Origin of the sequence: Neobacillus niacini, assembly GCF_031456445.1 — a bacterium.
In the GTDB taxonomy this organism is placed as follows: Bacteria; Bacillota; Bacilli; order Bacillales; family Cytobacillaceae; genus Neobacillus; species Neobacillus niacini_I.
This window is the reverse complement of sequence record NZ_JAVDUQ010000013.1, coordinates 17,087-37,406: the sequence shown is the minus strand read 5'-3', so window position 1 is coordinate 37,406 and position 20,320 is coordinate 17,087. Positions and strand designations below refer to the sequence as shown.

The following is a 20,320-nucleotide window of genomic DNA, read 5'->3' as shown; positions in this document are numbered from 1 at the left end:
GATAGTGGGCTTAGAGTGCATCCTATTGGGCTTTTCTTTTTGTAAAGGGCTTTAAAACGTTTTACTTTTTGATTATTCAGTCAATTTAGAAATACTATCGCAATATACTTGCCATGCTTGTAATGGTTTTAACATCTCCCTGTTCTTTGTATCAGCAAAAATCATGCTACGATAATGAAAACTTAGCGGACAAAGAAATTGGAGGGTAAAAGAATGCTAAACAAAATGAAAACATTTATGGCAGCTGTGGTACTCTCAGGAACTGTTAGTGCTAATGTATATGCTGCAACGATTACTGTACAGGATGGGGATACTCTTTCCAATCTGGCCAGTGTAAATCATACAAAGGTAGAAAACATCCGAATATTAAATCATCTAACCTCAGATCTTATTTATCCAGGTGAAAGACTAGAGATCGCACCTGAAAAACATTACACCGTTAAACAAGATGATACATTATTGGATATTGCTAAAAAACACCATGTGAGTGTTTCACAAATTAAGGAATGGAACCAATTAGTTTCGGATCTTATCCATCCTGGATTAAGTCTATTAATCTTTGAGAACGTAAATCCAACTAATCATGATGATACAAAAAAAACTAAGAAGTCTGCTGAACCAGAAAAAACAGAACAAAATACAGCGAGTGAAAAAGATAAAACAACATCAAAATCGGATGGACAAGCTCCAAAAGAAAGTGAAAAAAAGGAAAAAGCTGCAAGAGAAATTACTGTGAAGGCTACTGCCTATACGGCTTCATGCGAAGGGTGTTCGGGGATTACAAAAACGGGAGTTAATATAAAAGAAAACCCAAATGCAAAGGTCATCGCAGTTGACCCTACTGTTATACCGCTTGGCAGTAAAGTCTATGTAGAAGGTGTTGGTGAAGCGACAGCAGCTGATACAGGCAGTGCCATTAAAGGAAATCGAATCGATGTCTTTATTCCTTCCGAAAAAGATGCCATTAAATTTGGTGTAAAACAATTAAAAGTAACCATATTAAACTAGTGTCAACAAAAAAACTCGCATCTGCGAGTTTTTTTGTTTCAAAATCTTCTTGCTTTATTGCATGGTCACACTTCTTTACCGCGCTTACTTGTTACGAGCAAGCGAAAATCTTTATATTATTTTTCTACAAAATACTAGATAACTTAGTTGTTAGCTGTCGGTAAGTGCAAAATAATCGGTATTCAAAAAGAAATCTGCTGATATATGTAGATAAGTTTTTTAAGGTGTTAGCAGGAAAAACGAGCTCCTATCCCAAAATACTAAAAAAGACAAAATAGATGTCTATTGAATAAGTTGAAAGGATGGTCGATGTCCGTGACAAAAGATTACACCCTACAACAACTTGCAGAAGGTTTACCGAAATCCTTATTAAATGCATCTGACAAAGAATTGGAAGGATTTCAACTGATTATTGATGAAACAATTAGATTAAGGGAAGGTCATCGGAATTTACAAAAGCTGATTAAAACCTTTTCTACCTCACAAATTCAGCGCACATAACTAGTCATGTAGAAGGTGAAATTCACCTTCTTTCTTATTGGAGTTTATTCGGGACATTTTTCCACCAATTTACCGATGATTTTGTCTCCTATCCTGCTTATTGGAGACACTACCCTCCAATTTACCGATGATTTTGTCCCCTATCCCGCTTATTGGAGACATTTTCCTCCAATTTACCGATGATTTTGTCCCCTATCCTGCTTATTGGAGACATTTTCCTCCAATTTACCGATGATTTTGTCTCCTATCCCGCTTATTGGAGACACCTTCCTCCAATTTTGTTACAATCATGGAAGTATTAGGAGGGTGAAAACGGTATGTTTAAAATTTTTATCATTGAAGATGATCCCCAGATTGTCCGCTTGCTTGAGGAACATTTACATAAATTTGGGTTTGATACAAAATCGGTTTATGATTTTGAAAAGGTTCGGGATCAATTTGCACAATACGCACCGCATCTAGTTCTATTAGATGTCAATTTACCGAAATTTGATGGCTATTATTGGTGCAGGCAAATTCGCAGTATCTCAACTTGTCCCATTCTTTTTATATCCGCCCGTGAAGGAAAAATGGACCAAGTGATGGCACTCGAAAACGGTGCCGATGATTATATAACAAAACCATTTGATTATGATATTGTCCTTGCCAAAATCAATAGCCAGCTCCGCCGCGTCTACGGTTCATATGCGAACACCCAGCAAGTGCGAACAACCACTGTGGAGAACTTAACGCTTGATGTTGAACGGCTTAGTCTTTCTTTACAGGACAAAGCCATCGAGCTAAGTCATACAGAGGCAAAAATATTAGATGAGCTGATGAAAAAATCAGAGCGTGTGGTGAGCCGTGATCGCTTGTTAGAAAAAATTTGGGATGACCAAGCGTTCGTGGATGATAATACGTTAAATGTTTACATAACACGGGTAAGGAAAAAATTATCTCTATTAGGAATAGAACAAGCATTGCAAACCATTCGCGGGCAGGGTTATCGGCTCCATCCGAACTGGGGTGAAAGCGATTGAAGCTTTTCATCCGTGAGCAGATTCCCCTTATTTTTATTTATTTTTGCCAGTTAATTGTGATTACCGCCGTTTATTGGCTTGACGGTTTTCACCATATAATGATTTGTTTATACGCTGCATTGCTGAGTGGATGTCTTTTTATCGGGTATCTTCTTTTCCGATATGTAACGAACCGCTCGTTTTATGAACGTCTAGAAAAACCGCTTGATTCAATGGAGGATTTTAGAAATGAAACCCAGCTGACACCATTAGCTGAAAGCTTACAACAGCTTCTATCAAGCCAGTTTCGTCATTATCAAAAAAATCTTCATAATTATAAACACAAGCTGGAAGGACATATCCAGTTTATCAATCAATGGGTACATCAAATGAAAACGCCGTTGTCGGTGATTCATTTAATGATTCAAGATGAGGATGATGCGCGTTTTACTTCGATTGGTGATGAACTGGACCGGCTGTGGAAAGGTTTGGATATGGTGCTTTATACAGCGCGTCTTGATACATTTGAACGTGACTTTTTTGTAGAAAACTTACATTTAGAAACAGTAGTACGGTCCGTTGTCTCAAACCAAAAACGATTATTTATCCGTAAGCGGATTTTCCCTTCCTTTCAATTCAGCGAGGACCATCAAATTGCCAGTGATGAAAAGTGGCTTGCTTTTGTGTTAACTCAACTGATTACAAATGCGATTCGGTACACCGTACATGAAAATCGAAAAATCTACTTCCATAGTTACAGGCGAGGAATCAAGATCGTCCTTGAGGTACGAGATGAAGGCGTTGGTATTCCAGAGAGTGATCTGCCGCGCGTATTTAATCCATACTTCACAGGCGAAAATGGGCGCAACTTCCAAGAATCTACCGGAATGGGCCTCTACCTTGTCAAGCAAATCTGTGAAAAACTCGGCCATCACATCGAAATCGAATCGACCGTCAACCAAGGCACAACCGTTCGAATCATCTTCGGATGAACACCTCCATCCCATGCGGACAAAAGGTGGTATTTGTCCACGAAGAGTGCCTTTCGCCTTATTCAACACTCTTACAATTTTGTAAGGTTGGTGTAAGTTTATGAAATGGCAGTGGGTACGGGTTTCTCGTTAGAATAAGGGTATAAATTGTACAGGGAGTTGAGAGGATGTCGATTTTGGATGTACGGCATTTAGATAAGATTTATGAAGGGAAAGTTTCGTATAAAGCGTTAACAAATATCAATTTTTCGATTAAACCAGGTGAATTTGTTGGGATTATGGGGCCTTCCGGAAGTGGGAAAACAACACTTTTAAACTTAATTGCCACGATTGATCGGCCCACTTCTGGCGAGGTTTTGATTAAAGGGAAGAATCCCCATATTCTAAACCGGAAGGAAACGGCCCTATTCAGGCGCCATGAACTTGGCTTTGTGTTTCAGCACTTTAATTTGCTCGATACACTATCCGTTGAAGAAAATATTGTTCTGCCGCTCACCCTTGATAGTGTAAGCGTAAGTGAAATGAATCAAAAGCTTCAAATGGTAGCAAAGAAGCTTGGGATTGATCAAATCCTGAAAAAACGAACCTTTGAAATTTCAGGCGGGCAAATGCAGCGGACGGCGATTGCTCGAGCCATCATCCACGGCCCATCGCTGATTTTAGCAGATGAACCGACAGGTAACTTAGACTCAAAAGCCTCCAAGGATGTAATGGAAACACTGACAACGATTAACAAAGAGGATGGCGCAACTGCCTTAATGGTAACACATGATGCCGTCGCTGCCAGCTACTGCCACCGCGTCATCTTTATTAAGGATGGACAGCTCTATAATGAGATTTACCGTGGGAATAACCGCCAGGCCTTTTTTCAAAAGATCATTGATATGCTTGCGTTGTTAGGAGGAGACAGCCGTGACCTTTCCACAGTTCGTCTTTAGAAACGTTGTCCGTAATAAACGGACCTACTCCGCCTATTTTTTAAGCAGCGCCTTTTCGGTCTTGATCTTCTTTATTTACGCCCTTTTTATTTTTCATCCTGATATAAAAAAGGGTGTGACCTCAGCGACGGCTGTCCAATTAATGTCGTCTGCTGAAGTCATTATGTATGTGTTTTCTTTCTTTTTTGTGCTCTATTCTGTCAGCACCTTTTTAAAATCCCGAAAACGTGAATTTGGGATTTTGATGATGCACGGAATGACGAGGGGTCAATTAAATCGAATGGTGTTTCTAGAAAATATGCTGATTGGCATTGGAGCCATAGCCATTGGTATTGCGTTAGGGATGATCACGGGAAAACTGTTTTTAATGATTGGCTCAAAAATGATTGGCATCGCCCCACTTCCCTTTTTCATTTCGAAAAAAGCATTATTTTTAACACTTGGGGCATTTTTAATCTTATTTTTCAGTATTTCCCTATTTACCACCATCCTTGTCAGAGTCAACAAGTTAATTGATTTATTTCAAGCAGGCGAAAAACCAAAAAAAGAGCCAAAAGCATCGGTTTTCTTATCGCTTCTTTCGGCCATTTTGCTGCTTGTTAGTTATTATTTAGCCGCTACTGCGACAATGCAGACGTTACTTTTCCGGATGCTGCCAGTTATCGGTATGACTGTTGTCGGCACGTACTTTTTTTACACACAACTTTCCGTGTTCTTGATGAAAAGACTACAAAAACACCGGTTGTTGTTTTGGCGAAAAACGAATTTAATTACGATTTCCAATTTAGCTTACCGTCTAAAAGATAATGCGCGGATGTTTTTTATGGTGACAATCGTTTCAACCGTTGCCTTCTGTGCAGTGGGTTCCCTTGCTTCAATGAATGTCATGAATAAGCAGGTAAAAGTAGAATTCCCTGCAGAGATCAGTTATTTAGCTAAGGACGACCAACCTGTTCACCAGAAACATTTGCAGCAAATTGAAGCTGAATTGAAAGCTAGAAATATAAAATATAGAACGAAACAAGTACAGATTAAATATGTTGCTGTCGCTTCATCCACAGACAAATATGCACCTAAAAAAATGGCTGTTGTTTCTTTCTCAGATTATAAAAGAATGGCTAAAGCCGCCGGGTTTGATTTTAACGAAAAGCCACTTGACGGACAAGAAATACTAGAATTGAGGACGGCGACTTTAAGTGAACCGGAACCGATTACCTATACATTAGTACAGAATCATTTAAAATTTCATCATGAAAAAATAACTAAGAATGTTGTCCTTCCCATGCAATTGATTTTTTCTCAAGGGTTTGTTGTTAGTGATGAACTATTTAAAAAGCTAACACCAGTAAACACAGAAATGTTTACCGGTTTTTATACGAAGGATCTACAAAAAACAGCGGGTATGGGTAAAAAATTAACGAAAAATGGAATGTCGTTTTCTTCTGAAAAAAATCCATACTCCATGACCGTAAGTGGAACCATTTATGAAAACCAAATGAATATGTATAAGATGATGTTATTTGTCGCGTTATTGACAGGTGCGGTTTTCTTTATCGCTGCAGGCAGTTTCCTCTACTTCAGACTATATGCAGACTTAGATTACGACCGCCGTCAGTATTTAACAATCAAGAAAGTGGGACTGACTGATCAGGAATTAAACAAGATTGTCACTCAGCAGCTTTCCTTACTTTTCTTTGTTCCAATTGTTGTAGCTTTTGTCCACAGTACTTTTGCCTTTATGGCCCTGCAAAGCTTTTATCAGTTATCGATTGCGACAGAGATTATCATCGTGTTAGCCAGTTTTCTGGTTGCTCAACTCATTTATTTTTTCTTGATCCGCTACCGATATTTACAGAACTTGAAAAAAACATTGATTTAAAAATAGAACAGCTCTCAGAATGGAGAGCTGTTCTATTTTTATAGGGATTAAACCTATCGCAGATAATGGGTCCAGTAATAAAAATCGTCTTTTATTTTAAGTAAGTGCGTAGTCCCAAACCGTGCTCCTTTATCCCCTCGACCACTAGTTTAGCAATCTCTCTTGCCCCTTTATCCTGAAAATGCGTGTTGTCCTGTACTCCTCTCGGAAAATTGGGGTTGGTTCCCGGGTCTAGCCACATAAAAAGCTCTTTTGTTTTTTCAGGACCTAGCTGTTGAAAAAGCTTTCTACTTTTCTCCGTTAAATCAATGACCGTAACATGCTCCTTCTGCCCTAGCTCCTTCATCGCCGCTGGATACCTGCCATGCGTTTCCGCAGCACTGCCTTCTGGGGAAAACCTTCTTCTTTCCACCGGTGTGACCAGGACAGGAATAGCACCATTTTGACGAGCGCCGTCAATATACTGCTTTAAATAGGTTTTATATGTAGTGGAAGGTTCCGTGTACCGGCTGGGATCCTTTATTTTTTCATCATTATGTCCGAATTGAATAAAAAGGTAATCCCCCTTATGAATTTGTTTTAAAATCACAGCCAATCTGCCTTCCTTGATAAAACTTTTTGAGCTTCTGCCTGGTACCGCTCTGTTTTTTATTAGTACCTGACCGTCAAAAAATGCCGGCAACACCTGCCCCCAACCGGTCCGAGGGGTCATATTGTCAGGATAATTAGATACTGTGGAATCTCCTGCGAGATACATGGTGATTCTCTTTTTCTTACCCTGCTGATTTTGATCCCTTGATAATTTTCCAAACACATTTGATGTTATAAACAGTGTCATGACAGCAGCAATAATTAGGATGCTAGCGAAAGTGAATTTCTTTCCTTGATTATTTTTCAACATTTTTCCCCCCTTCCCCATTACCATTACTTTCAACAAACTCCCACAAATCATGCGAAATGTTAGAGAGGAAGATTTTTGTTCATCCTTCCGCCATTGCTAATCAAACTAAAAAGAAATATTTGCCATAATTATTATAACTCGAACAGAACCACAAAATCTCCATTTTTTCATTGATGCCAATTCCCACAGTAAATTAAAAAAGGTATCAGTTCCCATAAGGGTCCCTGATACCTTTAAGATGTGAATGCAAACAGACTAGATGGAGCTTTTCACTTTGAAGATGGAATTATTTATTCAGCTTCTTGTAATTTTTATGATTAACCACGGTTAAGACGGGTTCTCCTGCCTTGGTTTTCAACCCTAGTTCCACAATAACAGAGTTATCGCGGACTTGTATAACTTTAGCTTTTTTCCCTTTGTATTCACCGGTTTTAATCTCGACTAATTCATCTAACTGTATCTTTACAAGGCTGTTTTTTTCCTTCCCATTCTCATTTTTTGAATTTTCTTCTACCATATCTTGTACCTCCACTTTGGTTTCGTTTTTAGTATTACCAAGATATGGACACAAAATTTAGTCATTATAAAAAGAATTACTTGACATTCCATTTTTTCAATTCAATAACCCGTTTCAAATACTCATATTCTTTTTGCTCAAGAATGTCGATTTCTTTGTTGGTAGCCTGCAAAATTTGATCACGGCATTTGGCTATTCTTTGAATCATCGGGAAAATGGTTAGACTTGAGAGGTTCACAAAGTCATATAAATCGGTCAAACAAACCGGCAATTTGTAACCCTTATTGCTGCTCGCAATCAGTAACCCCTGGTCACGCAACTTTGATACGATGCTCGAGCGAAAATTATGAGGGTTCAAATCGATTTCCCGGATGGCATTCAAATTATTCAAAATCTCCTGGGTGTATACATAGTCATCAGGGTTTTCCTTCAAATTAAACAGTAAAAATTTTAAAAAATCGATGCGAAGCTTATCATCCTCATCATCACTTTTGCGAAATTTATCAATGTATTGATAAGCTAAATTGACTGCCTGTTTGATGATAACCTCGTCATTCTTAATGTCAGCACGGTCTACCTTGTAGTTATAGAGAAAATTCCGATAATCATAGGGCCATAAATTGATTCGCACGATTTGAGGTTTGATCATTTTATAAAAAGTATGATAATGTTTTGACTGCTTTTCGTCATATCCTATTGCCAGTGTTGCCGCAATCCATTGCGCCAATTGCACGAGAATATCTGATTTAGTGTTATTAAATCCAAAACTTGAATAATTAAAGAGGTCCGGTATACATTCCTGTTTAACATAATTTATAAAGGCCTTCATAAACTCCTTCGGGTCCTGGTCATCCGCAACAATATCAAGCCTCTCAAACGTGATCGATAAATCTTCGAGGACTTTGCGGGTTAAATATTTTATAAAAGTATTTTTATAAGTAACCCCACTGTTCTCTCTAATTTTTTGCTTGTCGATTACATAGGAGTATATTTTAAAAGGCAATCCGCTCATTTCAGTTAATAATTGCCTCAACTGTTCCGGCTGTTCTTTTATTATGCTGAAGCTATTTTTCTCATTTTGAAAATACTTTTGCCAAATTTTGTTGATTTCCTTTTCTAACCATTCTTTATCGGAATTTTTTACTAGAATCCCAGTGATCATAAAGTGGGTTGAGTCGCCGCTATTGTCAAAATCAAAACCATAATCACCATACTCATTGAAAAATACATATTGGATATCGTTCAACTTTCCCACCTCAATTGTCGATTAGATATTATTTAAATTATTCGACAAATGTGAAGGAATCCCTCTAAAAGTTACTTTTTCCCTTAAATTTATGATTCAATAATCAACAAAGAAAAATCGAGCGGCGCCAGGTCCACCCGATTTTTCTTGTTTCACGGTATTATAATTTTTTAACCATGTTATACCAAATAACTCCGGCATGCTGTGAATCCGAGACTCCAAGATTTCGGTATCCATGATTTTCATAGAAGACGATTAAGTCTTCTTTACAGGTAAGAGTAATCGTTTCACGACTTTTTGCTCTTGCTTCTTTTTCAATATGAACAAGGAGTGCTGCTGCTACCCCGCGTGTTTGAAAATGAGGGGTTACTGCGATCCCAAGGATACTTTGATGATCACCCGTTTCCGGATTTTCCTTTATTTCCTTAAATAAGTCATCGGTTATGAAGGGAGTTTCAATAACCGGTCCATTAACAAAACCGATGATCACTCCATTCTCTTCCGCAACAAAAAAACTATCTGGGATGACTTCAATCCGCTTCTCAAATGCTTCCTTTTTCGCCGCTTCTTCTGGCGGAAAACAAAGTTGTTCTATGATTACAATATCAGATAAATCCTGCTTTTTTACGTTTCGAATGTTCAACATACCCAATCAATCCTCCATCATCAATCTATTTAAGTTTAACACATGAAATAATATATTTTCTTAAGAATGTCGAAAAATTGAAAAGTATTTCTATTAGACTTGGATGCCGTTCATGATAAAATATTAAAATCTAGTGAAAGGAAGTCATTTGAATATGAACAAAATAGAAATTATCGCCCGCAGAATATTAGGATGGAAGTTAAATAGGTGGGATCGATGGTATGATGAGGAAAAAGGTATTTTCATTTATGCGTTTCAACCCGAGGAAAATCTTGACCATGCCTTGTTGATTGTTGAGAGGATGGAAAAGTTAGGGTTTTCGTATGAAGCAAAAGGAGCTTACAAGGTTTGTTTTAATGACGTATGGGCAACGGGAAATACGTTAGCGCAAGCCATCACCACTGCAGCGTACGAAATCGCTGACAATAGCTCAGTTCCGGATGAGTGGCTGTAGAAAAGATTATTTATCCGTGAATTTTCAGGGTTATCCGTGAATTGACGTGATTAATTAGCGAATCTTTAAAAAGACGGATTTCTACCAATTTTTACTAAAAGAAAAAAACCGCTCTATTAAAAAGCAATTGCTTTCACACGAACATTCGCGGATAAAACCATAACTTTACCCTTTTCATTCAAAAGCGGCTATCATGGGCTATGAAACGCGGTTTCTTTTACCTTTTTCACTCAAAAGCCGCTATTTCGGTTAATGAAACGCGGTTTCTTTTACCCTTTTCACTCAAAAGCCGCTATTTCGGTTAATGAAACGCGGTTTCTTTTACCTTTTTCACTCAAAAGCCGCTATTTCGGGCTATGAAACGCGGTTTCTTTTACCCTTTTTACTCAAAAGCCGCTATTTCGGGCTATGAAACGCGGTTTCTTTTATCTTTTTCACTCAAAAGTCGCTATTTCGGGCAATGAAACGCGGTTTCTTTTATCTTTTTCACTCAAAAGTCGCTATTTCGGGCAATGGAACGCGGTTTCTTTTACCCTTTTCACTCAAAAGCCGCTATTTCGGGCAATGAAACGCGGTTTCTTTTACCTTTTTCACTCAAAAGTCGCTATTTCGGGCTATGAAACGCGGTTTCTTTTACCTTTTTCACTCAAAAGCCGCTATTACGGTTAATGAAACGCGGTTTCTTTTACCCTTTTCACTCAAAAGCCGCTATTTCGGGCTATGAAACGCGGTTTCTTTTACCCTTTTTACTCAAAAGCGGCTATCATGGGCAATGAAACGCGGTTTCTTTTACCTTTTTCACTCAAAAGTCGCTATTTCGGGCTATGAAACGCGGTTTCTTTTACCTTTTTCACTCAAAAGCCGCTATTTCGGTTAATGAAACGCGGTTTCTTTTACCCTTTTCACTCAAAAGCCGCTATACCGGCTATTTAAAACCTCTGCTAAATGAAGCACTTTAATTGGTTTGCCTTTCCGTGCAATCCGCCCGCCGATATTCTTTAAACATAAACGCGCAGGATCCAGATGGAGACACAACATATTCCGCATCACTAAATGTTTCAATCATTCGTTTCATGGCTTCCTTCAATTCCTTTACATAACCGCTGATATAAGAGGGCTGGCCGCAGCATACTTGTGAAGATGAACTGGTCATCAGATGACTTATTAAAAAAATAATATCTCTAATCTTACAATAAAGCCAGGCTGATTTGAAAGGGGTTTCAGTAAAAAACTTTTTGGCCTAAAAACTTACGGCCCGCATATCGCTATAGGACCGCAAGTTTTTTCTCATTTTATCCAGATCAAGGGGTGGATTGAAAATACTTCTGTAAAATGGCCTCAACATTTTCAAGGTGCTCCATCATGCGATTTCTCGCTTCATCTTCCTGTTGATCCTTAATCGCCTGATAGATGGCTTTGTGCTTCTCATATAGATCCTCAGTTGTGGTTTGTTTGGAATAGATCCAGACCTTGCGTGTTTCTTTCACTGCTTCCCCCATCAATCCGGAAATATGATTCATTAAACTCAGCAAAAGCGGATTTTGGGAAGCTTCTGCAATGGCTAAATGGAATTGTAGATCTGCCACCTCGCCCAGTTCCTCATCTCCATTCGCTTCTCTCATTTTTTCTAGTGCATTCTCGATTGTTTTCAGTTGCTGAATCGTCCGCCTTTTTGCCGCAGCAGCAGCTGCCCCGCATTCAATAATCTTTCGAACCTCCAGAAGTTGGGTAACATCCTCTTCATTCATTAAAATCGCTGTGGATAAAGGAAAGGCGATTTGTTCTTTTTCAAATTCCTTGATAAAAGTGCCTTCCCCTTGCTTCATTTCAACCAATCCCATAGCTCTTAATGAGGTTAAAGCTTCCCTTATCGCTGAACGCCCTACTTGAAAATTTTCAGCCAACTGCTGTACAGAATCAAGTTTATCTCCAGGCTTAAGCTCGCCGGAGCGAATCATTTCAGAAATGGCTTCCGCCACCTCTTCATAGATTTTTTTCGGTTTTATTTTTTTGTAATTCATCCATCCAGCTCCTAAATAGGATTTCGCTCCTATAATTATACATGTTTTTAACAAAACTGCATTAAATGCGATTTCTTATGTGAAATTATGAAAAAATAAAAATTTTAAAAAAATATTGTCTTTTTTCAGATTCATCCATATAATTTTTCTTAGCAGCAGTAGACATCGAGTCATCAGATGACCTAATCATCAATTGCAAACGGTTACGAACAGGAGGAGAGCATGATTCAAATTGGAAAATGGTTTCATTTTAAAAAAAATAATAGGGGGACTCAGAAAGTATGACATTTACTCAAAATTTTACAGCGGTTGGAAATAATCTTGGACTTACCGCAATGGTTGCACTAATACCGATTCTATATTTTTTCTGGGCATTGGCGATCAAACGGATGAAGGGTCATATTGCAGGATTCAGTACACTTGTCATTGCTTTAGTAATTGCCGTTGCTGCTTATAAAATGCCGGCCGGAATGGCGCTTATGTCAGCATCTCAGGGAGCTGTTTATGGAATCCTGCCGATTGGCTGGATTATTATAACTTCGCTGTTCCTTTACAAACTTACTGTTAAAACAGGCCAGTTTGATATCATTCGTACATCCGTGGTATCGATTACAGAGGATCGCCGTTTACAGGCATTATTGATAGCGTTTTCCTTCGGGGCCTTTCTGGAAGGAGCTGCCGGTTTCGGAGCGCCTGTAGCCATTTCAGCTGCGTTATTAGTGGGACTGGGATTTAACCCGCTTTATGCCGCAGGACTATGCTTAATTGCCAATACTGCCCCAGTAGCCTTTGGAGCAATTGGTACACCTATTATTGCAATGGAAGGTCCAACAGGAATACCGGCAGCGGAGATCTCTAAAATGGTTGGCCGACAGTTGCCATTCTTGTCTTTCTTTATTCCCTTCTATTTGGTATTTATTATGTCCGGCTGGAAAAGAACAAAGGAAGTAATGCCAGCCATTCTTGTTTCGGGGGCAGCCTTTGCCGTTACTCAGTACATTACATCCAACTTTATGGGTCCTGAACTTCCCGATATTTTATCTGCACTTGTTTCGTTGTTTACACTGGCAATTTTCTTGAAGTTCTGGAAACCAAAAACAATTTTCCGATTTTCCGCTGAGCAAGAGATCGCTGCTGCTTCTTCAGCGAAAAAATTACAAAGCAAACAGGAGCATTATACTAGCAGGCAAATTTTCAAGGCATGGTCCCCTTTCCTTGTCTTAACAGGAACCATCACTTTATGGGGCATTCCTGCAGTTAAACTTGTATTAACTGGTCATTATGAAGGAACGAACACATTATTAAAAGCACTTAATTCATTGGGTTACTGGTTCACATTCATGCCGGAAGTACCTTTACTAAATAATAAGGTTATGAACACCGCTGGGCAGCCTGTACCTGCCGTTTATAAACTTGAATTGCTTGGTGCAGCAGGGACAGCGATTTTAATCGCAGCAATTGTGACGAAATTCATTGTAGGGATTTCGTGGAAAAATTGGATCCTTACCTTTGGCGAGACACTTAATGAATTAAAATATCCGGTCATTACCATCGCTTCCGTTGTTGGTTTTGCCTATGTTACAAATTCCTCGGGAATGAGCACCACTCTTGGTATGTCTCTTGCCAAAACGGGCTCGCTGCTGTTTCCGTTTTTTGCTCCTTTCCTTGGCTGGCTTGGAGTATTCATTACGGGTTCTGATACTTCAGCAAACCTATTGTTTGGGAACCTGCAAAAAATAACTGCAACTTCAACTGGAATGAACCCGGTGCTTGCTCTGGCAGCAAATTCTTCGGGCGGTGTAACTGGAAAAATGATTTCACCTCAATCAATTGCTGTTGCTTGTGCCGCCGTTGGCCTTGCCGGCAAGGAGTCAGAATTATTCCGCTTTACTGTCAAACATAGCTTCTTTTTAGTCATTCTGGTAGGAATCATGACCTTTGTTCAAAGCCATTTTCTAACCTGGATGATTCCGTAAAATGACAAAATCAATTGACATATTTATCTCACGTGTTAATATAATAACTGCAGGAAAACATAACAAATGAATATTGAAGCTATTCCGCTAGAGGTGCCTTTTTAAAGGGCTGAGATTGAAGTGCTACTTCGGGACTCTATGAACCTGATCTGGTTAATGCCAGCGTAGGGAAGTGGAAAACGGATATTTGAGTAACCAAAAATTGTTTATTTCAAATTTTCAAACCACTTCCATACCAATTGGGAGTGGTTTTTTTCATTTCAGCGGAATCTTCTTAAAAGGGGTGACTTACATTTCAAACGAATTCCATCTTATTTCAAATGGAAAAATACCGATTGAGCAATTTGCTGAGATTGTCACGGATATCCATCCTTACGTAACAGCGATTCACCTGCGAGAAAAAGGAAAAACAGCCAGAGAGCTTCTTGATGCAGTCGAACTTTTAACAAAGAAAAACATCCCTTTGTCAAAATTGATTCTGAATGATCGCGTCGACGTTGCCTATGTTATAAATGCTGCGGGAGTTCAATTAGCCTATCACAGCTTAGATGCAGCCATCGCAAAAGAAAACTTCCCACGACTTCGGGTGGGAAGCTCCATCCACTCTTTTGAGGAGGGACTAAAGGCGATAAAGGATCGGGCTGATTACGTCTTGTTCGGTCATGTCTTCCGTTCTAATTCTAAACCGGGAAAAAGCCCTAAAGGTCTTGAGGAATTAAAAAGGGTAACTCACCTAAACATTCCGGTCATTGCGATTGGTGGTATCACGCCTGAAAATACTCATCAAGTACTTCAGGCAGGTGCAAGCGGTATTGCGGTTATGTCGGGAGTGTTAGATGCTAAGGATCCAGTAGAAGCAGTAAAGTCTTACGTAAATGAACTGAAAAATGGAGATGAATCAATTGTATCATTCATATGATGTTGCCATCATCGGCGGCGGAATTAACGGTGCTTCCATCGCCTATCAGCTTTCGAAGAGGGGAAAAAAGGTCATTATATTGGAAAAAGAACGATTAGCTTGCCAGGCTTCCAGTGCGGCCGCCGGGATGCTGGCAGCCCAAGCGGAAATCGAACAAGATGGTCCCCTTTTTCAGCTGGCAATAAAAAGTCAAGCCATGTTTCCTGAGGTTTCAAACGAGTTATTCGATCTAACTGGAATTGATATTGAGTTCGTCCAAAAAGGAATGTTAAAAGTAGCCGAAACAGAAGAAATCGCATTCGAGTTAAAAAAACAGACCATTTTTCAAAAAAATTGGGATTCCAACATCCAATGGCTTGACTCAAAGGAAATAAGGGAAATGGAACCGGCTCTTTCACCAAGAGTGTCCGGCGGGATATTTCTCCCGAATGACGGCCATGTTCTTTCGGGAAAATTAACTCAAGGATTTGCAAAAGCCGCCAACCACTATGGAGCAGAAATCCGTGAAAATACCGAAGTCCTCTCATTTCTTTTTGAAAAGGGTCAGGTTAAAGGGGTCAAAACGACAAATGGGGTCATACATTGTGAACAAGTTATCGTGGCAACCGGAGCCTGGGCTCGAAAATTGATGATGGAATCCGGCTTGAACATTCATGTCTTCCCTGTTAAAGGTGAATGCTTTTCTGTCAAAACGGATGAAGCTTTAATCAATAGGACGATTTTTTCCGATAAACGCTGTTATCTAGTCCCAAAACGAAATGGGGAGATTTATATTGGCGCAACGATGATTGAGGATACCTTTGATCGCACTGTCACACTTGGAGGAATTGCCACATTAATTGAAAGAGTGGTCCAACTTGTTCCCCAGATTAAGGATGCAGAGTGGGAGCGGGTTTGGAGTGGAATTAGGCCACAGACAGGCGACGGTCTCCCCTATATTGGCGAGCATCCTGAATGGAAGGGATTGTTCGTAGCTGCCGGGCATTTTCGCAATGGCATCTTGTTAAGTCCGATCACAGGAAAACTCGTTGCTGATTTATTAGATGGTAAACAGGATTCTCTTCTTTCCGCATTTCAGCTGGAAAGGAAAATCGAAAAAGCTCTGTGAGGCCCGAACAGGAATTTTTCCGTTCAGACCTCAAAAAGAAATTATCCTTTTAAAATTTCTTGCAATCTATCATGAACATTGCCGGCAAATAATCCACCATGATAACAAATGACTTTTTCAATGTCATAGCTTAAGAGGTTATCAAGTGATTTTATTGCGGTGTCATTATCTAAGGTGTATTTCGGGTCAGCTGGATATAATTGTCCTTCTTTAACAATTAATGCATCCCCGGCAATTAAGGTTTTACTTGCTTTATGGTAAAAACTCAAATGACCTGGTGTATGTCCAGCCGTATCGATGGCAATGACACCACCACAGACAGGTAATTCCTGACCAGCTTCCATTACATGGTCTACTTTTGCTTTTGGCGGATTCTCTAATCGAAATTTAAAAGCACGGCGAAAGTCTTCGGGTACTTCAGGCGGCAGAGATTCCAGGGCTTTCGTGATGGATTCGGGGGTAATCCTGAGAATCATTTTTTCACCTTGAATAAACGTTTTTTCAATCTCGCTCGCATACACGTCTATTTTTTTCGAGGATTCTTCTAGAATGGTTGGTAAGCTGCCGATATGATCGATATCTTGATGGGTGATGAGGATTTTCGTCAGTCGTTCAAACGAAACCCCTGCTTTTTCGATCCCATCACGTAATTCATTCGCGTTACCTGGGTAACCTGTATCAATTAAAATCAATTCTTCTTCATCCCAAATGACGGTTGGGTGAATGACATTTACCTCACCCGTAGAGTTGATGGAGATTTCTAACATGTGAATACCATTTTTCTTGAACATTGGATCCCTCCAGAAAAAAATTCATACCTGCGAATCCAATATTACACCCTTATATATTTATTATCAATATGTAAAATATTTATTATAACACATAAAAATATTTTTGTCAATACATTTTAAAACCTTTTTAAGGAGGCTTTAAATGAAACTACTGTTAAATGGTGAAAGAGTCGTGCTCCCCGATGATATTGTGACTGTTTCAGATGTCCTTAAACACTACGAGGTTCATAATAAGGTCGTGGTGGTTGAATTAAACGGAAAGATTTTAACGAAAGTAGAACACCAGAGTACCAGATTATCTGATAAAGATAAAATTGAAATTGTTCATTTTGTAGGAGGCGGTTGATATGTTAAAAATTGGTCCATTATCTTTTCAATCACGTTTATTATTAGGAACAGGTAAGTATCCTAGCTTTGAAATCCAGAAGGAAGCAGTTGAAATTTCCGAAGCAGAAATCCTTACGTTTGCGGTCAGACGGATGAATATTTTTGAACCGAGCCAGCCAAATTTTTTGGAACAGCTTGATACTTCTAGATATACACTCCTCCCCAATACGGCGGGGGCAAAAACTGCCGAAGAGGCGGTCCGTATTGCTAAATTAGCGAAAGCATCCGGCCTCTGCGACATGATTAAAGTCGAAGTCATTGGCTGCGATCAAACCTTGCTGCCTGACCCGGTTGAAACATTAAAAGCGACTGAAGAATTGGTGAAGGAAGGATTTATCGTCCTCCCTTATACTTCCGATGATGTTGTACTAGCAAGAAAACTTCAAGAACTGGGATGTCACGCGATTATGCCTGGTGCCTCTCCCATCGGTTCCGGCCAAGGAATCATCAATCCGGTAAACCTTGGTTTTATTATCGAACAAGCGGTTGTTCCGGTGATTGTGGATGCTGGAATTGGCGTCCCTGCTGATGCTGCTTTGGCAATGGAGTTAGGAGCGGATGGTGTGTTATTAAATACCGCTGTGTCCGCAGCTAAGGATCCGGTAAAAATGGCAAAAGCAATGAAGTTGGCGATTGAAGCTGGCCGCTTAGGCTATGAGGCAGGACGAATGGAGAAAAAGCAATATGCGACGGCCAGCAGTCCTAAGGAAGGAATGAGTATCGGGTGAAGGGTCGGTACTCAAGACAGGAGCTTTTTACACCAATTGGTAAAGACGGGCAACGCTTAATCTCTGCTAAACATGTGTTGATCATCGGTGCCGGTGCCCTCGGTTCAGGGAGCGCGGAGGCGCTTGTCCGTGCCGGAATTGGGAAATTAACAATTGTGGATCGCGATTATGTGGAATGGTCCAACTTGCAGCGCCAGCAATTATACACCGAAGAAGATGCAAAAAATCGGCTGCCTAAAGCGGTTGCGGCAAAAAACCGCTTGAACGCAATTAACTCTTCAGTTTCGGTTGAGGCTCTGATTGCGGATGCCTCTGTTATAGAGCTCGAAGAATGGGCTCGGAAAGTGGATCTGATCATCGATGCCACGGATAATTTTGAAACAAGAATGATTTTGAATGACGTATCGCAAAAGTTTGCGGTTCCGTGGATATACGGAGCTTGTGTCGGCAGCTACGGCATTTCTTATACGATTGTGCCAGGTCGGACCCCTTGCCTCTCATGTTTACTAGAAACGGTCCCTTTAGGAGGAATGACCTGTGATACGGCTGGAATTATTAGTCCAGCTGTAAACATGGTAGTTTCTTATCAAATTAGTGAAGCTTTAAAAATATTAGTCGATGACTTGGATTCATTACGAAACAGACTTGTTTCATTTGACGTTTGGAAAAACCAATATAGTGCTATTTCTGTAGATCTATTGAAAAAAGCGGATTGCCCTTCTTGTGGTATAGAACGCTCCTACCCGTTTTTGGCATTTGAAAATCAAACGAAGACAGCAGTGCTTTGCGGAAGAGATTCCGTTCAGATTCGCCCTTCTTCTCCTGTCGTGCGCGATTTGGAGGGATTGGAAAAAGTTTTGTTGAAGCAAGGGGGCGTTGTGCAGCGCAATCCTTATCTTTTATCTTATCAAGCAGATTCGTTTAGATTGGTCGTTTTTAGAGACGGAAGAGTGATGGTGCACGGAACGAAGGATGTTGCTGAAGCAAAGGGGTTATATCATCAGTATTTGGGGTAATGAAAACTGCTGAAGGACAGTTGCTTGGTTTAGCCAGGTGATTCTGTCCTTCAGCTACCTTAACTTATTCGAATGTAATCTTTAGTTCATTTAACGATCGAAACCCAATCAGATTTCTCCATTGCAAATCAGGTGCAGCTAATTGAATATCTTCCCTCCAGCCTAAAAGGGACTGAAGTGCGATTTGTGCCTCTAATCGTGCTAAAGGAGCACCTAAACAAAAATGAGAACCATATCCGAAAGCAAGATGGTGATTCGGATCCCTCTTGATATCAAGTAAATGAGGTTCATTGAATTGATTCGGATCCCGGTTGGCTGCACCTAAAAGAAGATAAACCTGATCGCCTTTTTTAATCATTTTTTCATGAAGCTCGATATCCTCTGACGCAACCCGAGCGATCATTTGTGTAGGACTTTCATAACGCAAAAACTCCTCAACAGCCCTTTCCATCAGCAATGGTTTTTCTTTTAGCTCCATCATTTGCTGTGGATGTTTCAATAAAACAAGCATGGAATTGCTGATCAAATTAACGGTTGTCTCATGACCGGCAATTACAAGTAAAATGCAGGTTGCCAATAATTCTTCGTCTGTCAGCCTTTCGCCTTGCTGCTCCTCTTTTATTAACAAGCTGATTAAGTCCGCTTCAGGATTTCGTTTTCGTTTTTTAATCAGCTCTATAAAATAATCCCTTAAGATTAACATCACTTCATTCCCATTTTCTAACACCTTTCTTGATCGTGTAAAATCAATGGTTTGAATTAAGCTTACCGCCCATTCTCTGAAGCGATGATGATCCTCTTGTGGTACTCCTAAAATTTTCGCGATGACCTGACTTGCTAATGGAAACGCAAAATCGGAGACGATATCGATTGCTTTTTTATTTCGAAATGACTCTAGTAAATCGTTAGTAGTTTTTTCGATATACGGACATAGTCGATCGACCATTCTAGGTGTAAATACACTGCTCACCAGGAAACGCAACTGTTTGTGGTCTGGTTGATTTTTAAAAAGCAGCATCTCGCTTTGGATGTTTTTTAATTGTTCATATTTTTTTGTTGCTAAGGGCAGTGGGATCCGATTTTTAAAGCGAGTATCTTTTAAAATCGTTTTTGCTTCTTCATATCCTGTTACATACCATCCTGACTGCTTCAATAGATTTCCCCAGCATATGGGATGTATAGATCGTACCCTTTCATAAAATGGATAGGGATTTTGAAAAAAATCATGTGGAGGAGATGGCATTGTTTGATTTATAACCGTTTTCATGTTCGGCCCCTTTCCTATCGTTATAAA

Annotated in this window: 20 protein-coding genes, 1 pseudogene and 1 riboswitch; of the genes and pseudogenes, 13 read left to right on the top strand and 8 right to left on the bottom strand. The window is 39.7% G+C overall.

Annotated features, from left to right (window positions below; all coding sequences use genetic code 11):
- Positions 1-213: 213 nt before the first annotated feature.
- From J2Y67_RS12650 to J2Y67_RS12625, 6 genes are all read left to right on the top strand, one after another.
- On the top strand, positions 214-1,008 hold the full coding sequence (locus tag J2Y67_RS12650) for a LysM peptidoglycan-binding and 3D domain-containing protein (protein ID WP_310174513.1): 795 nt from the start codon (positions 214-216) through the stop codon (positions 1,006-1,008).
- A gap of 285 nt (positions 1,009-1,293) precedes the next feature.
- Entirely contained in the window at positions 1,294-1,509 is a 216-nt protein-coding gene (locus tag J2Y67_RS12645) for a hypothetical protein (RefSeq protein ID WP_310174511.1), read from the top strand.
- 317 nt (positions 1,510-1,826) lie between these two features.
- Positions 1,827-2,528 carry a response regulator transcription factor gene (locus tag J2Y67_RS12640; protein ID WP_310174509.1) on the top strand — a complete coding sequence of 234 codons (702 nt, stop codon included), beginning with the start codon at positions 1,827-1,829 and terminating at the stop codon, positions 2,526-2,528.
- Entirely contained in the window at positions 2,525-3,499 is a 975-nt protein-coding gene (locus J2Y67_RS12635) for a HAMP domain-containing histidine kinase (RefSeq protein ID WP_310174507.1), read from the top strand. The genes J2Y67_RS12640 and J2Y67_RS12635 overlap by 4 nt, the downstream gene beginning before the upstream one ends.
- Before the next feature lie 167 nt (positions 3,500-3,666).
- On the top strand, positions 3,667-4,437 hold the full coding sequence (locus J2Y67_RS12630; protein ID WP_310174505.1) for an ABC transporter ATP-binding protein: 771 nt from the start codon (positions 3,667-3,669) through the stop codon (positions 4,435-4,437).
- Positions 4,412-6,316, top strand: a complete 1,905-nt coding sequence (locus tag J2Y67_RS12625) for an ABC transporter permease (protein WP_310174503.1) — start codon at positions 4,412-4,414, stop codon at positions 6,314-6,316. Before J2Y67_RS12630 ends, J2Y67_RS12625 begins: the two co-directional genes overlap by 26 nt.
- Before the next feature lie 91 nt (positions 6,317-6,407).
- Here J2Y67_RS12625 and J2Y67_RS12620 read toward each other — a convergent pair whose 3' ends face one another.
- From J2Y67_RS12620 to J2Y67_RS12605, 4 genes are all read right to left on the bottom strand, one after another.
- On the bottom strand, positions 6,408-7,214 hold the full coding sequence (locus tag J2Y67_RS12620; RefSeq protein ID WP_310174501.1) for a rhamnogalacturonan acetylesterase: 807 nt from the start codon (positions 7,212-7,214) through the stop codon (positions 6,408-6,410).
- A gap of 289 nt (positions 7,215-7,503) precedes the next feature.
- Positions 7,504-7,734: a DUF2187 family protein gene (locus J2Y67_RS12615; RefSeq protein WP_310174498.1), complete on the bottom strand. Its 231-nt coding sequence runs from the start codon at positions 7,732-7,734 to the stop codon at positions 7,504-7,506.
- A 76-nt stretch (positions 7,735-7,810) separates the two neighbouring features.
- Positions 7,811-8,980, bottom strand: coding sequence for a DUF3800 domain-containing protein (locus J2Y67_RS12610; RefSeq protein ID WP_310174496.1), 1,170 nt, complete (start codon positions 8,978-8,980; stop codon positions 7,811-7,813).
- A 160-nt stretch (positions 8,981-9,140) separates the two neighbouring features.
- The gene (locus tag J2Y67_RS12605; RefSeq protein ID WP_310174494.1) at positions 9,141-9,626 is read right to left on the bottom strand and encodes a GNAT family N-acetyltransferase; all 486 of its coding nucleotides are present in this window, start codon (positions 9,624-9,626) and stop codon (positions 9,141-9,143) included.
- A 154-nt stretch (positions 9,627-9,780) separates the two neighbouring features.
- On the opposite strand from J2Y67_RS12605, the gene J2Y67_RS12600 reads away from it, so the two are divergent.
- On the top strand, positions 9,781-10,080 hold the full coding sequence (locus tag J2Y67_RS12600; protein WP_310174492.1) for a BC1872 family protein: 300 nt from the start codon (positions 9,781-9,783) through the stop codon (positions 10,078-10,080).
- A gap of 991 nt (positions 10,081-11,071) precedes the next feature.
- On the opposite strand, the pseudogene J2Y67_RS12595 reads toward J2Y67_RS12600, so the two are convergent.
- Positions 11,072-11,218, bottom strand: a pseudogene (locus J2Y67_RS12595) (heterodisulfide reductase-related iron-sulfur binding cluster); the annotation flags it as partial.
- A gap of 163 nt (positions 11,219-11,381) precedes the next feature.
- Entirely contained in the window at positions 11,382-12,101 is a 720-nt protein-coding gene (locus tag J2Y67_RS12590) for a FadR/GntR family transcriptional regulator (protein ID WP_310174490.1), read from the bottom strand.
- Between the two features lie 281 nt (positions 12,102-12,382).
- Between J2Y67_RS12590 and J2Y67_RS12585 the strand changes: the two genes are divergently transcribed.
- The 3 genes from J2Y67_RS12585 to thiO all read left to right on the top strand — a co-directional run bounded on the left by J2Y67_RS12585 (position 12,383) and on the right by thiO (position 16,104).
- Positions 12,383-14,077: an L-lactate permease gene (locus J2Y67_RS12585; protein WP_310174488.1), complete on the top strand. Its 1,695-nt coding sequence runs from the start codon at positions 12,383-12,385 to the stop codon at positions 14,075-14,077.
- A gap of 79 nt (positions 14,078-14,156) precedes the next feature.
- Positions 14,157-14,265: riboswitch (TPP riboswitch) on the top strand.
- Positions 14,266-14,360: 95 nt separating this feature from the next.
- The gene (tenI, locus tag J2Y67_RS12580; RefSeq protein ID WP_310174486.1) at positions 14,361-14,996 is read left to right on the top strand and encodes a thiazole tautomerase TenI; all 636 of its coding nucleotides are present in this window, start codon (positions 14,361-14,363) and stop codon (positions 14,994-14,996) included.
- Positions 14,980-16,104, top strand: a complete 1,125-nt coding sequence (gene thiO, locus J2Y67_RS12575) for a glycine oxidase ThiO (protein ID WP_310174484.1) — start codon at positions 14,980-14,982, stop codon at positions 16,102-16,104. Before tenI ends, thiO begins: the two co-directional genes overlap by 17 nt.
- 41 nt (positions 16,105-16,145) lie before the next feature.
- Here thiO and J2Y67_RS12570 read toward each other — a convergent pair whose 3' ends face one another.
- Positions 16,146-16,895, bottom strand: coding sequence for an MBL fold metallo-hydrolase (locus J2Y67_RS12570; RefSeq protein WP_310174482.1), 750 nt, complete (start codon positions 16,893-16,895; stop codon positions 16,146-16,148).
- Between the two features lie 142 nt (positions 16,896-17,037).
- Between J2Y67_RS12570 and thiS the strand changes: the two genes are divergently transcribed.
- Genes thiS through J2Y67_RS12555 form a run of 3 tightly spaced genes read left to right on the top strand, consistent with a single transcriptional unit; the run spans position 17,038 to position 19,026 of the window.
- Positions 17,038-17,241, top strand: a complete 204-nt coding sequence (gene thiS, locus J2Y67_RS12565; protein WP_310174481.1) for a sulfur carrier protein ThiS — start codon at positions 17,038-17,040, stop codon at positions 17,239-17,241.
- A 1-nt stretch (position 17,242) separates the two neighbouring features.
- Entirely contained in the window at positions 17,243-18,010 is a 768-nt protein-coding gene (locus J2Y67_RS12560; RefSeq protein ID WP_310174479.1) for a thiazole synthase, read from the top strand.
- Positions 18,007-19,026, top strand: a complete 1,020-nt coding sequence (locus J2Y67_RS12555) for a thiazole biosynthesis adenylyltransferase ThiF (RefSeq protein WP_310174477.1) — start codon at positions 18,007-18,009, stop codon at positions 19,024-19,026. Before J2Y67_RS12560 ends, J2Y67_RS12555 begins: the two co-directional genes overlap by 4 nt.
- 64 nt (positions 19,027-19,090) lie before the next feature.
- Here J2Y67_RS12555 and J2Y67_RS12550 read toward each other — a convergent pair whose 3' ends face one another.
- Positions 19,091-20,293 carry a cytochrome P450 gene (locus J2Y67_RS12550; RefSeq protein WP_310174475.1) on the bottom strand — a complete coding sequence of 401 codons (1,203 nt, stop codon included), beginning with the start codon at positions 20,291-20,293 and terminating at the stop codon, positions 19,091-19,093.
- Positions 20,294-20,320 lie beyond the last annotated feature (27 nt).

Excerpts from the sequence above, each read along its gene's own strand:
- J2Y67_RS12585 (WP_310174488.1), top strand. The coding sequence starts at position 12,383 with ATGACATTTACTCAAAATTTTACAGCGGTTGGAAATAATCTTGGACTT.
- J2Y67_RS12615 (WP_310174498.1), bottom strand. The coding sequence starts at position 7,734 with ATGGTAGAAGAAAATTCAAAAAATGAGAATGGGAAGGAAAAAAACAGC.
- J2Y67_RS12560 (WP_310174479.1), top strand. The coding sequence starts at position 17,243 with ATGTTAAAAATTGGTCCATTATCTTTTCAATCACGTTTATTATTAGGA.
- J2Y67_RS12550 (WP_310174475.1), bottom strand. The coding sequence starts at position 20,293 with ATGAAAACGGTTATAAATCAAACAATGCCATCTCCTCCACATGATTTT.
- J2Y67_RS12600 (WP_310174492.1), top strand. The coding sequence starts at position 9,781 with ATGAACAAAATAGAAATTATCGCCCGCAGAATATTAGGATGGAAGTTA.
- J2Y67_RS12605 (WP_310174494.1), bottom strand. The coding sequence starts at position 9,626 with ATGTTGAACATTCGAAACGTAAAAAAGCAGGATTTATCTGATATTGTA.
- J2Y67_RS12590 (WP_310174490.1), bottom strand. The coding sequence starts at position 12,101 with ATGAATTACAAAAAAATAAAACCGAAAAAAATCTATGAAGAGGTGGCG.
- J2Y67_RS12630 (WP_310174505.1), top strand. The coding sequence starts at position 3,667 with ATGTCGATTTTGGATGTACGGCATTTAGATAAGATTTATGAAGGGAAA.
- J2Y67_RS12570 (WP_310174482.1), bottom strand. The coding sequence starts at position 16,895 with ATGTTCAAGAAAAATGGTATTCACATGTTAGAAATCTCCATCAACTCT.
- J2Y67_RS12640 (WP_310174509.1), top strand. The coding sequence starts at position 1,827 with ATGTTTAAAATTTTTATCATTGAAGATGATCCCCAGATTGTCCGCTTG.
- thiS (WP_310174481.1), top strand. The coding sequence starts at position 17,038 with ATGAAACTACTGTTAAATGGTGAAAGAGTCGTGCTCCCCGATGATATT.
- J2Y67_RS12650 (WP_310174513.1), top strand. The coding sequence starts at position 214 with ATGCTAAACAAAATGAAAACATTTATGGCAGCTGTGGTACTCTCAGGA.